A 13,944-nucleotide genomic window follows, 5' to 3' on the forward strand; every position below is an offset into this window, starting at 1 on the left:
GGGTTTCTTTTTGGTTGGCATACATGCACCTCTTACTCATGTTATGCCCGAACACAAAATTTCTGACACCCTCGAGGTCGATGGCTCTGGGGTATCTGTCTTGCGTTTTTTGGTGTTGCAGAAATCGAGCGCCGCCCGGGCCCTTGAGTTCAGATCCAGATTGCATCCCAATGCGGATAGTCACCGATTCTGTTCACCAGTCCTGCTCTTCTTGGATTGGCAACTATGTACCTTGCGGCCTTGACCACATCTTCCTCCCTGCGCAGCGCGCGGTCGTGATAGCCGGCTTGCCAGACAGGGGCTGTCGGGGTTCCAGCCTTTCGCAAGCTGTGGCTCGACCTTGCTTTGAAGCGGCGCATCAGGGTGCTCAGGGTTATCTCTTTGAGTTCGTTCAGCCAATGTACATGGTCAGGCATTACGACCCAGGCGATTGAAAGGCAGTTGTTCTCCTGCTCTGCCATGCGCAGGTGGCGAATCACGATGCGAGCGTACTGGAAATTCAGGAACAGCGGGTGGCGATCCTGGGTTACGGTTGTGAGCACATAGAGCCTTCCGGGTTCTGAGCACCTGCCGCGCCGTAGCAGGCAACCTTTTGGTGGGTGCATGATGATCCTCCATGAACATGCGATTCCCGTCTCAGCCTAGAATTGCCAGCAATAGGTGCCAGGACAATAGGTTTGCAGATGTGTCGCCGAACTCACGCCATGCGTTAAGGCAGGCGGCCCTGGCGTAACAGGTTCGGCACGTTGCAACAAATGTGGGAGCGGATTTATCCGCGATGCGCCGCGCCGGGCGGCGCTCGATCTCACAGGCGCAATCCCTCTACCGGCGAACACTGTTGCCCCCCAAACACCCCCCAAACATTTTGCCCTCACCCCAGCACCCAGCCCCCACCAAACCCCAACAAAATCAACCCCTTGAACCCGGCACAACTCCTGCAACAGGCCTCCCATAGCCCAGTCCCCCGCAGGAGCGCCCTTGAACATTCCCATTCTCCCCCTGATCCCGCTCTGCACTGCACTGGTCTTGCTCGGCTGCGAAAAAGGCGAGCAGCACAGTGCGCACAGCACCACGCCGCAACCGGGCGGCACCCTGGTCTACGCCACCGACCGCGAACCCACCTGCCTCGACCCGCATGTGGCCGGCGACATGCCTCAGGTGTTTGTCGCCCAGCAATACCTCGACTCACTGGTGTCGATGGACAGCAATGGCCAGATCGGCCCCTGGCTAGCGACAAGCTGGGAAGTCTCCCCGGATGGCCTGCGCTACACCTTCCACCTGCGCCGCGACGTGCATTTCACCGACGGCACCCCCTTCAATGCCGAAGCGGTCAAGGCCAACCTCGACCACATGGCCAACCCCAAGACCCAGTCCAGCACCGCCGGTGGCTATATCCGCCAGTACCGCGGCACCCAGGTGCTCGACGCCTACACCGCCGAGGTCACCCTGGCGACGCCTTACGCGGCCTTCCTCGAAGTGCTGGCCCAGGGCTTCCTCGGCATCCAGTCGCCCACCGCGCTGCTGCGCAGCCGCGACCAGAACTGCGAAAGCCCGGTTGGCAGCGGGCCGTTCAAGGTGGTGCGCTGGGACCGGCAGAACCAGGTGGAGCTGGTGCGCAACCCGGACTACAACTGGGCACCGCCGACGGCGCAGCATCAAGGCCCGGCGTACCTGGAGCGCATTGTCTGGAAGTTCATCCAGGAACCGTCGGTGCGCTTCGCATCCCTGCAGGCCGGTGAGGTCGACGTGATCGAGGCGCTGCCGCCAGAGTCGCACGAAGCGGCTCGGCGCAACCCGGACGTGGACTTGATCATTGCCCAGCGACCGGGCAACCCCACCAATGGCACCTTCAACCTGCGCCGTGCGCCCTTCGACGACATCCGCGTGCGCGAGGCCTTCGTGCGCAGCGCCGATGTCGAGGGTGCGCTCAAGAGCGTGTATTTCGGCGAGTTCCCCCGCGCTGGTGGCCCGCTGAGCATCGCCACGCCGTTCTACAGCGGCGACTTCGAACACAGCCAGGACTACGATCCGGCCCGTGCCGCCAAGCTGCTCGATGAAGCCGGCTGGACCGCACGCGACAGCGAGGGCTACCGCACGAAGAACGGCCAGCGCCTGCGCGCCGTGGTGCTGATCGGCGCCCGTACGCCACCTTCGGAACTGACCTTGTGGGAACAGGTCCAGGCTACCACCCGACAAGCTGGCCTGGAGCTGGTGCTCGACCAGATGAGCGACGCCCAGGTCACGGCTCGCCAGGCGGCCTGGGACTACGACATCCGCGTCGGCTACTGGAACACCAACACCCCCGATGTGCTGCGCATCATCTTCACCACCGCGTTCGTGCAGCCGGCCGGGGTCGGCGGCTATCACCAGAACTCCTCGGGTTACGCCGACCCCGGCTATGACGCCCTGCTCGACAGTGCCCTGGCCACCCAGGACCCCGTGCTGCGCCGCCAGCGCTATCAGCAGGCGCAGCAACAGGCCGCCGCGCAGTACCTGCAACTCACCACCTACCCGCAAAGCACACGCCTGGGTATCTACAAGACCGCCCACGGCGTGCGCCTGGAGCCTTCCTTGGCAGTGACCTACCTGTATGACGCATGGGTGAGCAAATGACTACGACGACACATGCAGTGACCGACCCGCGCCGCGAGCGCCTGGCCGCCCTGGGCCGGCGCGCTGCCATCCGCCTGGGCGGCGGTGCGCTGGTGCTGTGGGCGGTGGCCACCCTGACGTTCTTTGCCCTGCGCCTGATGCCGGGCGACCCGGTGCTGGCGATTCTCGGCGGCCCCAGCGCCAACCCGACGCCCGAAGCGATCGAGGCCGCCCGCGTGGAGTTCGGCCTCGACCAACCGCTGGCCGTGCAGTACCTGCTTTACCTGGGGCGATTGTTGCAAGGCGACCTCGGCGTGTCGTACTCGCAGCACTTGCCGGTCACCCGCGTGCTGGCCGAGCAGGGCGGGGCGACACTGGAATTGACCATCGCGGCGTTGGCGCTGGCCTGGCTGCTGGTCCTGCTGCTGACGGTGGTCACTGCCGGGCGGGGCAGGCTGGTGGGCGGCATCGCCTCGCTGGCCGAAACCCTCAGCGCAGCCTTGCCGCACTTCTGGCTCGGCGTGGTGCTGTTGGCGGTGTTCGCCTTCGGCTTGCGCTGGTTCCCGCCCGCAGGCAGCGACAGCTTTGCCAGCCTGGTGCTGCCGGCGTTCTCGCTGGCGATTCCGTTGGCCGGTTTCATTGCCCAAGTCACCCGCGAATCCCTTGAACTGACCCTCGAGCAACCCTTCGTGCTCACGGCCCGCACACGGGGCCTCAGCGACCTGGCCGTGCGTTTCCGTCACGCCTTGCGCCATGCCTTGCTGCCAGGCGTTTCGCTGTCGGGCTGGGCCATCGGCGCGCTGATCAGCGGTGCGGTGGTGTGCGAGGTGATCTTTTCGCGCAAAGGCATCGGCCGTCAGCTGTACCAGGCGGTGCAGGCCCAGGACATGCCCTTGGTGATTGGCGTCAGCCTGGTAGTAGCGGCTGGCTATGTACTGGCGAACATTCTGGTCGACCTGCTGTACCAGTGGATCGACCCACGGCAACAGGAGGCCGCAGCATGACAGACCTGACCCTTGACCGTGCGCTTGCGCCATTGCGCCGGCAACGCCAGCTGCAGCTGCCGCCGTTGGGTGCCAGCCTGGCGCTGCTGTTCCTGTTCGCACTGGTGCTGGCGGCGCTGCTGCCGGGGCTGTTCACCGCTATCGACCCACTGGCCATCGTCCCGCGTGAGGCTTTTCAGCCACCCAGCTGGACACACTGGCTGGGCACCGACCAGTCGGGACGCGACATCTTTGCGCGGATCATTCACGGTGCGCGGCAAAGCCTGTTGATTGGCGTGGCGGCCACGGCCATCTCCATGGCCATCGCCATTGCCCTCGGTTTGCTCGGGGGCCTTGGCGGTGCCCGTGTCGACCGTGCGGTGGGCTGGATGCTGGAAGTGCTGTTCGCCTTCCCCAGCCTGGTCCTGGCGCTGCTGTTCGTGGCGGTGTTCGGCAGCGGCGTCGGCCCGCTGATTGTCGCGACCGGGCTGGGCGGTGCGCCGGGATATGCGCGCATGGTCCGTGGCCAGGTGCTGGCGGTGCGCAATGCCGGCTACATCGAGGCGGCGCGGGCGTTGGGGCATCCGACGTCGCGCATCGTGCTGCGTCAACTGCTGCCCAACGCCATGCGGCCGCTGGTGGTGACGCTGACCATGGGCGTCGGCCAGGCCATCGTCTGGGCCTCGGCGCTGAGCTTCCTTGGCTTGGGTGCCCGGCCTCCGGCGCCGGAGTGGGGCACCATGTTGTCCATGGGGCGTGACTTCATCGCCAACGCCTGGTGGCTGACCTTCTTCCCCGGCCTGTTCATCGTCCTCACCACCTTGGCCACGACCGTGACTGGCCGCTACATCCAACAACGTCTGGAGGGCCGCCTGCCATGAGCGACAAGACCTTGATCGTCGAAGGCCTGAACGTGGCTTTCGAGGGCCGCAGTGTGGTGCGCGACCTGTCCTTTACCTTGGCGCCGGGCCGGTGCGTGGCGCTGGTGGGCGAGTCGGGATCGGGCAAGAGCGTCAGCGCCCGCAGCCTGGTTGGCCTGGCTGGCGCCAAGGCCCAGGTCAGCGCCCGGCAACTGAGCTTTGCCGGGCATGGCCTGCTCGACCTGAGCGAACGCCAGTGGCGTGAGGTACGTGGCAAGGACATCGGCTTCGTGCTGCAAGATGCCTTGGTGTCACTCGACCCACTGCGCCCGGTGGGCAAGGAAATCCTTGAGGTGCTGCAGACACACCAGTATGGCGACCGCCAATCGCGTGCGGCGCGTGTGCATGAGCTGCTCGAGCGGGTTGGCGTGCCGGACGTCGAGTTGCGCGCCCGGCAGCGCCCCGGAGAGCTGTCCGGTGGCCTCCGGCAGCGTGCGCTGATTGCCAGTGCCCTGGCCCTGGACCCTGCGCTGGTGATCGCCGACGAGCCGACCACTGCGCTGGATGCCACGGTGCAGGCGCAGATCCTTGAGGTGTTCCAGCAGATCAAGGCGCGTGGCGCCTCATTACTGATCATCAGCCACGACCTGGCGGTGGTCGCGCAGCTAGCTGATGAGGTGGTGGTGCTGCGCCATGGCGAAGTGGTGGAGCAGGGGCCGATGCAGCAGGTGTTGCGCCAGCCTCGGCATCCCTACACCCAAGCCTTGCTGGCGGCGGTGCCGGCCGAGCATCCGCGTGGGAGCCGGTTGTCGCCGGAGCGTGCAGGTGTGCGCCGCGAGCCACGGGCACATGCGCACCGCGACGTGCTGCTCGAAGGCCGTGGCTTGGGCAAGCGCTACCTCGGCCCGGACGGCCTGTTGCGCCAAGTGGTGCAGGGCGTCGACTTCACCCTGCGCGCCGGGCGCACCTTGGGCATCGTTGGCGAGTCCGGCTCGGGCAAGACCACCGTGGCACGCATCGCCCTTGGCCTGTTGCAGCCCGACCAGGGCGAGGTGCTGTATCGCGGCCAGCCGTGGAACCGCCCGGCCGATGGCGTGAGCGAAGCGCTGCGCCGGCCATTGCGCCGCGACATCAGCGTGATTTACCAGGACCCGCTGGGTTCGTTCGACCCGCGCTGGAGCGTCGCGCAGATTCTCGATGACGCCTTGCGGGTGGCCGGTATCGAAGCGGCGGCCCGGCCGGCGCGGATCGCCGTGCTGCTCGACCAGGTGCGTTTGCCGGCGGACCTCGCCCGACGCCGGCCACTGCAGCTGTCCGGTGGCCAGCGTCAGCGGGTGGCGATTGCCAGAGCCATTGCCAGCGAACCGAAGGTGATCCTCTGTGACGAGCCGGTTTCGGCGCTGGATGTTTCAGTGCAGGCCCAGGTGCTCGACCTGCTGGCGGATCTGCAGGACGAGCTGGGCCTGGCCTACCTGTTCATTTCCCACGACCTGGGGGTGATCCGCCATGTCAGTGACGACGTGTTGGTGATGCGCCATGGCCAGGTGGTGGAGCAGGCGCCGGTCGAAGTGCTGTTCGAGCGCCCGGCCCATGCGTACACCCAACGGTTGCTCGGCGCAGTGCCGCGCCTGCCCGGTAGCGGCGCCGATCTGGTGGTGCCGCCACTGGACCTCGAACACGAGGCCTTCGACCTGTTCGACGAAACCCGACTCTGGAAAATCGCCATCTAAAGGACTGAACCATGACCACTTTCCAACGTTTCCCAACCCAGGCTCCGGCGACCAATGTTGCGCAGCTGAAGGCGCGCATCCTTGCCCTGTTGCCCGGCATCGGCGCAGGCGCCGCAGAGCGCGAACGCGAGCGCCAGCTGCCTCATGAAGCCATCGCCCAGCTCGCGGCAGCCGGGCTCTACACCGTGCGGATCCCGACCCGGTACGGCGGCCCCGGTGGCAGTGTCAGCGATGTCATCGAACTGCTGCTGCAGATCGCCTCGGTCGACTCCAACGTCGCCCAGGCCCTGCGGCCGGGCTTTGCCTTTGTCGAAGGCCTGCTGGCCGCCCAGGGCGAGGGTGCCGAGCAGGAGCGCGAGCGCTGGTTTGCCCGTTACCTGCAAGGCGCCGTGATCGGCAATGCCGGCTGGGAACTGGGCGGCGCCAATGGCTCCATTGCGGCACGCCTGGTCCGCGAGGGCGATCACTGGCGCGCCAACGGCAGCAAGTTCTACAGCACCGGCGCATTGTTCGCCGACTACGTCAGTGCGGTGGCGCTGGATGAAGACGAACAACCGGTGTCGTTCATCCTGCCGCGTGACCGCGAGGGCCTGGAGCTGGTCGATGATTTCGATGCCATGGGCCAGCGCCTGACCGCCAGCGGTACCACGCACTTGCGCAATGTGCGGGTCGAGGCCAGCGAGATTCGCACGCGCACCGTCGAGGAGGGCAAGCGCACCGTGGTCACGCCGTTTCTGCAGTTGTTTCTCGGCACCGTGCTGGCCGGCATCGCCCGCAACGCGCTGGATGACGCCACGCGCTTCGCCCGCGAGCATGCCCGGCCAATCAAGCACAGCACGGCCAGCCGTTCGGTGGATGACCCCTACGTGGAACTGTCGGTCGGCGATATTGCCGCCCGCGCCTATGGCGCCGAGGCGCTGGTACTCAAGGCCGCAGGGACGATCGACAGGGCCTGGGCCGCGCAGCTGGACGAAGCGGCCGTGGAGCAGGCCGCCATCGAGGTGGCGCAAACCCAGTACCTGGTCGCCGAGCTGGCGCTCAAGGCGGCGCAAACCCTGTTCGATGTCGGGGGGGCCTCCACCACCGGCCGCCAGCACAACCTTGACCGGCACTGGCGCAACGCACGTACCGTGGCCAACCACAACCCGCGCCAGTGGAAGGCCGCGGTGGTCGGTGCCTGGCAGCTCAAAGGTACCCGGCCACCTGTGTCGGGGCTGTTTTGACCGCCCAGCCGGCCTTGCTGGCCGGCCATCTGCAAAGCCCCAAGGTGCCGGTGATCATTGGCGCTGCGCTGTTCATGGAACTGCTCGACAGCACGGCGGTGATGACTGCCTTGCCGCAGATGGCCGCCGACTTCGGTGAACCCGGGCTGCGCATGAACCTGGTGGTCTCGCTGTACATGCTCGCCCTGGCCCTGTGCGTGCCGGTCAGTGGTTGGGCTGCCGAACGCTTTCGCCCACGCCAGGTGATGTTGCTGGCGATGGGCTTGTTCACCGCCGCCTCGCTGGCCTGCGCCCCGGCCGAGACGCTCTGGCAGCTGTGCCTGGGGCGCATGCTGCAGGGGGCGGCGGGGGCGTTGATGACCCCAGTGGGGCAGGTGATCATCCTGCGCTGGTCTAGCCGCGAACAGTTGCTGCAAGCCATGTCCTGGCTGGCCTTGCCGGCCTTGGTTGGGCCCTTGATCGGGCCACTGCTCGGCGGGTTGCTGGTGACGCTGCTGTCGTGGCACTGGATCTTCCTGGTCAACCTGCCGATCTGCCTGGTCGGCTGCTGGCTGGTCCTGCGTCATGTGCCGGACTATCCGGCACGGCCGGTCCCTGCGCTGGATGGGCGCGGCCTGCTGCTCAGTGGTGGCGCCTTGGCCATGCTGGTGTTCGGCCTGGAGTCGCTCGGGCTGGGGCAATTGCCATGGGCCTGGGCGCTGGTGCTGGTTGCCGGTGGCGTTGCCTGTGCCTTCGGTTACCTGCTGCACGCTCGGCGGCACCCCAGCCCGCTGGTCGATCTGTCGCTGTTGCGCCTGCGCAGTTTTGGCGTGGCCCAGGCCGGTGGCGGGCTGTTTCGCCTCGGTTCGGCGGCGCAACCCTTCCTGATCGTGCTGCTGTTGCAGAACTGCCTGGGCATGAGCCCGCTTGCCGCCGGATGGCTGGTGGTCAGCGGTGGGGTGGGGGCGCTGTTGATGAAGCTGCTGGCTGTGCCGTTGGTGCGGCGCTACGGCTATCGACAGGTGCTCAGTTGCAACGCCGCGCTCAGCGCTGCGGGAATTGCCCTGTGTGCCAGCTTCGATGGCGACACCGCGGTCTGGTTGATGGCGGTGGTGTTGTTCGCGGCGGGACTGGTGCGCTCACTGCAGTTCTCGACCTTGGGGGCTGCCAGCTATCAGGATGTGCCCGGGGAACGCTCGGCGGCGGCCAGCTCGCTGTCGGCGATGTCGGTGCAACTGACCATGGCCATGTCGGTGAGCCTGGCCGGGGTGATGCTGGGGCTGTTGGCCGGGCTGGACGGGCGCAGTGAAACGTCGGTGGCCGACATTGCTACGGTGATGCTGCTGTGTGCTGGAGTGTGTGGGGCGTCCGGGTTGGTGTTCCGGCGATTGGCGAGTTGATTGTTGTGTTGCCTGCACTGGCCTCTTGGCGGGTAAACCCGCGAAGCGGCCAGTCCAGGCTATGCAGACCTTAGATCGACAAGCGCACCACCCGGTTATCCAGCACCTGCGGCTGCTGTGCCCGACGCTTGTTCACCACCAGTTCGCCAATGGCAATCAACCGCGTGCGCGTGACGTTGCGCGACAACCCGAGCAACTGGGCGGTGTGCACCTGGTTGTAATGGCAGAAGTGGTAGGCCGAACGCAGCAGGGCATTCTCGACCTTCTCGTACAAATCGCCAGGCTGTTCTTCATACAACCGGCTGAACGCCTGCAGCAGCAGATCGTCCACGCCAGGGTTGACCGGTTCTTCTTCCTGGCGCTCCAGGCGCAGGTTGGACAGCCGCAAGTCCTGCGCCTGTACCACGCCGTCGCCGCAGGTCAGCAGGCTGTGGTGGATGACGTTCTCCAGCTCGCGGATATTGCCTGGCCAGCTGTACTCGACCAGCTTGGCCTGGGCTTTGGGGCTCAGCTCCACCGGCCCGTAACCCAGCCGCTCGCTGTAGCTGCGGATGAAGTGCCGGGCCAGTGGCAGAATGTCCCCCGGGCGGTCGCGCAGCGGGTGCAATTGCAGGGTCACCACGTTCAGCCGGTAGTACAGGTCTTCGCGGAAATGCCCGGCGTTGATCGCCTTCTCCAGTTGCACGTTGGTCGCCGCCAGCACCCGCACATTGATCGGGATGCTCTTGCGCGAGCCCAGGCGCACCACTTCACGCTCCTGCAACACGCGCAGCAGCTTGACCTGGATCGGCAACGGCAGGTCACCGATCTCGTCGAGGAACAGCGTGCCGCCGTTGGCCTCTTCGAACCAGCCGGCCTTGGCTGCCAGGGCACCGGTAAAGGCGCCTTTTTCATGGCCGAACAGCTCGGCTTCGACCAGCGACTCGGAGAATGCGCCGCAGTTCACCGCGATGAACGGGCCGTTGCGCCGGCCGCTGAGGTTGTGGATATGACGTGCGACCAGCTCCTTGCCCGTGCCGGTTTCGCCAATGATCAGGACGCTGGCCTCGCTGGGGGCGACCTGTTGCAGGTGGGCGAGCAGCGCCTGCGACCTGGGGTCTTCGAAGACCTGTGCGGTCGCCCTGATCGAGGTAGCCAGTGTCGGTGACGGGGGGAGGGTCAGCAGTTGCATGAGCGATCCTTAGGAATAGAAGGATGGGGCGGGGCGCTTGCCGACGAGGGCCCACTCGCCGAGCTCGTGGATGCGGTAGTCCACCGGGTCGTGCAGGGTTTGCGTCCTCAGATTGCGCCAGTGGCGGTCGAAACGCAGCGAGGCGTGGGTGGCGCGCGCGCCGGTCACCTCGAACAGGCGGTTGCAGATGTCCAGGCCGTGGCGCGTGGCCGCGACCTTGGCAGTGCCGATGGCCAGTGCCAGGTCGCCGCGTTCCTCGGCGCTCAGCGCCTGCTCCTTGGCCCAGGCGCTATCGAGCTGGCGGGCGGCGCGGCCGATCAGCAGGCGCACGCTCTCAAGGCCCACCCAGAACTCGCCGTAGTGATGCAGCACGTACGGGTCTTCGGCGCTGCTGGCTGCAGTGGAGCGGAACCACGGCCGGCTCTCCTTGAGGCTGTACTGGCGCGCCTCGTCGAAGGCGCCTTCGGCGATGCCGAGGAACAGGTTGGCAAAATGCAGCTGGGCGATCAGTGGACGCAGGGCGGCGAACGGCGTGCTCAACGGCCCGGGGTCGAGCAGCAGCTCGGCGTGTTCGACGCGCACCCGTTCGAAGGTGGCGCTGCCGCTGTCGGTCTGGCGCTGGCCGATGTTGTTCCAGTCGTTGTGCAGGGTGATGCCGGTGCGCCCACTGGGGATCGCGGCAATCAGCAGCTTGCCGCCGGCACGTTCGTCCACCGCCGAGGCGATCAGCATTTCCGAGTCGCTGGCGCCGGAGCAGAAGCTCTTCTTGCCGGAGAACTCGCACCAGCCGTCGAGGTGCCTGACCACGGTGCGGGTGTCCAGCGGATTGAGGGCGTTGCCCCAGAACCAGTGCTTGCGTGCGGTCTGCTCGAACCAGGGTTGCCACTGCTCCGGGCGCGAGAACAGGCGCACGGTGGCCAGCATCAAGTGGTGAAAGCCGAACACATGGGCAAGCGAGCTGTCGACCCGGGCGAACTCGCGCACCACCTCGAAGGTGTCATGCCAGCTCGCGCCCTGGCCGCCGAAGGACTGGGGAATGACCAGCGACAGTAACCCGCTGCTGCGCAGGGCATCGCGTTCGGCCTTGGGCGTGCCACCGCGTTCGTCGCGCTCCACTGCGGTCTGGGCGAACTGCAAGGCCAGGTCGCGCGCCACCGCCAGTGCTGGACGGGCCGCATTCAAAGGTGCATTCATGGCGGCTCCTCAGGCGCTTTCACGCAGCGCGTGATGGGCCCCGAACAGCGGCACGGCGCGCTCGGCGGCCAGGCGGATGCGCGCCCCAAGGGCCTCGCTGGAAACCTTGTAGTCGGCGAGCTCGGCCTGGCTGGCATACACGCCGATCGGCAGGGTCAGGGCCTGCAGGAAGCTGAACAGCGGGCGCAGCTGGTGGTCGAGGACCAACGCGTGACGTTCGCTGCCACCGGTGGCAGCAAGCAGCACGGGCGTGTCGACCAGGGCGTCCTGGCCGATCAGGTCGAACAGGTGCTTGAAGTGGCCGGGGAAGCTGCCGCGGTAGACCGGCGCGGCAACCACCAGCAGGTCGGCCTTTTCCACCAGGCGCAGCTGTTGCTCGACGGTGTCGGGCAGTTCGCTGCGCCACAGGGCGGCACCCAGCGGCCGGGCGATGTCACCCAGTTCGATCAGGTGTGGCTTGATGTGCAGGTGCTGGCTGAGTTCGGCGAGGATCGCCTCGGTCAGGGCCAAGGTACGAGAGGGGCGGGTGGTACCGCCAGACAGGGCGACGACGTTCAGTGGGGTGCTCATGGGCAGGTCTCCGGTTCTGGTTGAGCGGGGGACTTTGCTTGAGCAATCGTCGTGCCGGGTTATTAATGCTTTATAGATCAACGGGTTGCGAAAACTGAGACGTTACCGCTGTTGCTTTGTGGGCGTTGTGTGTTGATCGGGTGTTGCGCTGCAGACAGTTGGCCGGGTGTTGGCGGCTGTACAGTTGGGACCGTTATAGCGAAATTGACCGTGGTTAAAAAAGAATAAGAATTCATATTCTTATGCAATTAAAGGATGAGGCAGCCGCGCAGAGGCGGGTTGCCGATTACTTGCCGTTGCGTCCATACGCCTGGCTGATCCGGTCGATGACCATTGCCAGCGCGACGATGGCCAACCCGGCTTCGACGCCTTGGCCGACATTGAGCGTCTGGATGCCGGCCAACACATCCTCGCCAAGCCCCCGGGCACCGATCATCGAGGCCACCACTACCATCGACAAGGCCATCATCACCGACTGGTTGAGCCCGGCCATGATGCTCGGCAACGCCAGCGGCAGGGCAATGCGCCGCAGCCGCTGCCAGCGGCCGGCACCGAGGCCGTGGGCGGCCTGCAGCAGGGAAGGGTCGATCTGGCTCAGGCCCAGCTCGGTCAGCCGCACCAGCGGTGGCAAGGCATAGATCAGGGTGGCGAACACCGCTGGCACCTTGCCCAGGCCAAACAGCATCAGCACCGGGATCAAGTAGACGAAGGCCGGTAGCGTCTGCATCACGTCCAGCACCGGCAACAGCAGGCGCCGGGCCAATGGACGGGTGGCCAGCAAAATGCCCAGCGGCACGCCAATCAGTACGCACAGGCCGGTACTGACCAGCACCAATGCCAAGGTCTGCAGCAGCTTGTCCCACAGCCCGAGCATGCCGATGAACGCCAACAGTGCGACCAGCACTACGCTGCGCAGCAGGCTGCGACTGGCGTGCCAGGCGAGCAGGCCGACCAGCAACAGCAGCAGCCACCAGGGCATCAGGCGCAGCAGGTTCTCCAGGCCGACCAGCAGCTGCAGCAATTGGTCGGAGACACTGCGCAGGTGGTCGCCATAGTGCAGCACCAGCCAGTCGACCCAGCGGTTGATGGTGTCGGCGAAAGACAGTTGCAGGGCTTCGGGAAAGCCAGCACTCACAGGCTCGCCTCGACCTTGGTGGCCACCTCAGCGGGTAGCCAGGCCTTCCACACCTGCGGGTTGGCGCGCAGGAACGCCTTGGCGGCATCGGCTGCTGGCTGGCGCTTTTCGTTCATCTCGGCCAGGGCCTTGTTGAGGACGTCGATGGGCAGGTCGACCTTTTCGAACGCCGCTACCAGGTCCGGGTAGCCGTCGCGAAATGCCTTGGACACGCCGATCGACAGCTTCGCCGGCAACGACTGGCTGCCTTTCGGGTTCGGGTTCTTCGCATCGGTCAGGGTGGCCCAGGCGCTCGCGTCGAACGGTGGTTCCTGCAGGCGCACCAGGTCGTAGCGCCCAATCAGCGCGGTGGGGCTCCAGTAATAGAACAGCACCGGCTGGCCGCGGCGGATGGCCGAGCTGATTTCGGCGTCCAGCGCTGCGCCTGAGCCACTGCGGAAGTTGTTGTACAGGCCATCCAGGCCATAGGCCTTGAGCTTTTGACTGTTGACGGTCTCGGAAGTCCAGCCACTGGGGCTGTTGAGGAAACGGCCCTTGTCTGGCATCTCGGGGTCGCGGAATACCTGCGGGTAGCGCTTGAGGTCGTCGACGCTGCGCAGGTCCGGGGCCAGGGGCTTGAGGTTGCGGGCCGGGTCACCCTTGATCACGTAGGCCGGTACCCACCAGCCTTCCTCCGCATTTTTCACCGTGTCGCCCAGGGCGAACACCTGGCCGGCCTGTTCGGCCTTGACCCAGGCGGGGCTGCGCCCGGCCCATTCCTCGGCGATCACCTGCAGGTCGTTGCGCGCCAGTGCCACTTCCATGCTCACCGAGCTGCCGGGGAGGGTGTCGGTAGGGTAGCCGTAACCGTGTTCGACGATGTGACGGAGGAGTTCCGTGGTCAGGGCGCCGCTTTCCCAGCCGATGGCGCCGAAGTGGATGGGTTTGGCTTGCTCTGCCGATGCGGCACTGTCGGTGCTGGCCAGGCCGATGGCGAGCAGCAGGCTCGCCAGCAGCGTTGGAAATTTCTTCATCGGGGCCTCGTCGTTACCGTGCCTTGGGTGGAGCAAGTGTAGACGACGGATCCGTGTGCCCGGCCAGGAAGGCTTTCGTCATGGCAGCGAGGGG

General features: G+C 66.1%; 12 protein-coding genes. 6 read left to right on the forward strand and 6 right to left on the reverse strand.

Features of this window, described 5'->3' with window-relative positions:
- Positions 1-149: 149 nt before the first annotated feature.
- Positions 150-605 (reverse strand): REP-associated tyrosine transposase, encoded by a 456-nt coding sequence (locus HU738_RS24205; protein WP_186604572.1) that lies wholly within the window; start codon positions 603-605, stop codon positions 150-152.
- Positions 606-978: 373 nt separating this feature from the next.
- Between HU738_RS24205 and HU738_RS24210 the strand changes: the two genes are divergently transcribed.
- From HU738_RS24210 to HU738_RS24235, 6 genes are read left to right on the forward strand one after another with little or no spacing between them, the layout of a single operon-like run.
- Positions 979-2,613, forward strand: coding sequence for an ABC transporter substrate-binding protein (locus tag HU738_RS24210; protein ID WP_186604574.1), 1,635 nt, complete (start codon positions 979-981; stop codon positions 2,611-2,613).
- Positions 2,610-3,596, forward strand: a complete 987-nt coding sequence (locus HU738_RS24215; protein ID WP_186604576.1) for an ABC transporter permease — start codon at positions 2,610-2,612, stop codon at positions 3,594-3,596. The genes HU738_RS24210 and HU738_RS24215 overlap by 4 nt, the downstream gene beginning before the upstream one ends.
- Positions 3,593-4,456, forward strand: coding sequence for an ABC transporter permease (locus HU738_RS24220; RefSeq protein WP_186604578.1), 864 nt, complete (start codon positions 3,593-3,595; stop codon positions 4,454-4,456). The genes HU738_RS24215 and HU738_RS24220 overlap by 4 nt, the downstream gene beginning before the upstream one ends.
- Positions 4,453-6,165 (forward strand): dipeptide ABC transporter ATP-binding protein, encoded by a 1,713-nt coding sequence (locus tag HU738_RS24225; protein ID WP_186604580.1) that lies wholly within the window; start codon positions 4,453-4,455, stop codon positions 6,163-6,165. Before HU738_RS24220 ends, HU738_RS24225 begins: the two co-directional genes overlap by 4 nt.
- A gap of 11 nt (positions 6,166-6,176) precedes the next feature.
- Positions 6,177-7,388 (forward strand): acyl-CoA dehydrogenase family protein, encoded by a 1,212-nt coding sequence (locus HU738_RS24230; RefSeq protein ID WP_186604583.1) that lies wholly within the window; start codon positions 6,177-6,179, stop codon positions 7,386-7,388.
- The gene (locus HU738_RS24235) at positions 7,385-8,767 is read left to right on the forward strand and encodes an MFS transporter (protein ID WP_186604585.1); all 1,383 of its coding nucleotides are present in this window, start codon (positions 7,385-7,387) and stop codon (positions 8,765-8,767) included. The genes HU738_RS24230 and HU738_RS24235 overlap by 4 nt, the downstream gene beginning before the upstream one ends.
- Positions 8,768-8,837: 70 nt before the next feature.
- On the opposite strand, the gene sfnR is transcribed toward HU738_RS24235, so the two are convergent.
- From sfnR to HU738_RS24260, 5 genes are all read right to left on the reverse strand, one after another.
- Entirely contained in the window at positions 8,838-9,938 is a 1,101-nt protein-coding gene (sfnR, locus tag HU738_RS24240; RefSeq protein ID WP_176509921.1) for a sigma54-dependent transcriptional activator SfnR, read from the reverse strand.
- A gap of 9 nt (positions 9,939-9,947) precedes the next feature.
- Entirely contained in the window at positions 9,948-11,132 is a 1,185-nt protein-coding gene (locus tag HU738_RS24245) for an acyl-CoA dehydrogenase family protein (protein ID WP_186604587.1), read from the reverse strand.
- A 9-nt stretch (positions 11,133-11,141) separates the two neighbouring features.
- Positions 11,142-11,702, reverse strand: coding sequence for an FMN reductase (gene msuE / locus HU738_RS24250; RefSeq protein WP_054887001.1), 561 nt, complete (start codon positions 11,700-11,702; stop codon positions 11,142-11,144).
- Positions 11,703-11,988: 286 nt separating this feature from the next.
- Positions 11,989-12,837 carry an ABC transporter permease gene (locus HU738_RS24255; RefSeq protein ID WP_186604589.1) on the reverse strand — a complete coding sequence of 283 codons (849 nt, stop codon included), beginning with the start codon at positions 12,835-12,837 and terminating at the stop codon, positions 11,989-11,991.
- Positions 12,834-13,850, reverse strand: a complete 1,017-nt coding sequence (locus tag HU738_RS24260; RefSeq protein WP_186604591.1) for an ABC transporter substrate-binding protein — start codon at positions 13,848-13,850, stop codon at positions 12,834-12,836. Before HU738_RS24260 ends, HU738_RS24255 begins: the two co-directional genes overlap by 4 nt.
- Between the last annotated feature and the right edge of the window lie 94 nt (positions 13,851-13,944).

The organism is Pseudomonas vlassakiae (assembly GCF_014269035.2).
Lineage (GTDB): Bacteria > Pseudomonadota > Gammaproteobacteria > Pseudomonadales > Pseudomonadaceae > Aquipseudomonas > Aquipseudomonas vlassakiae.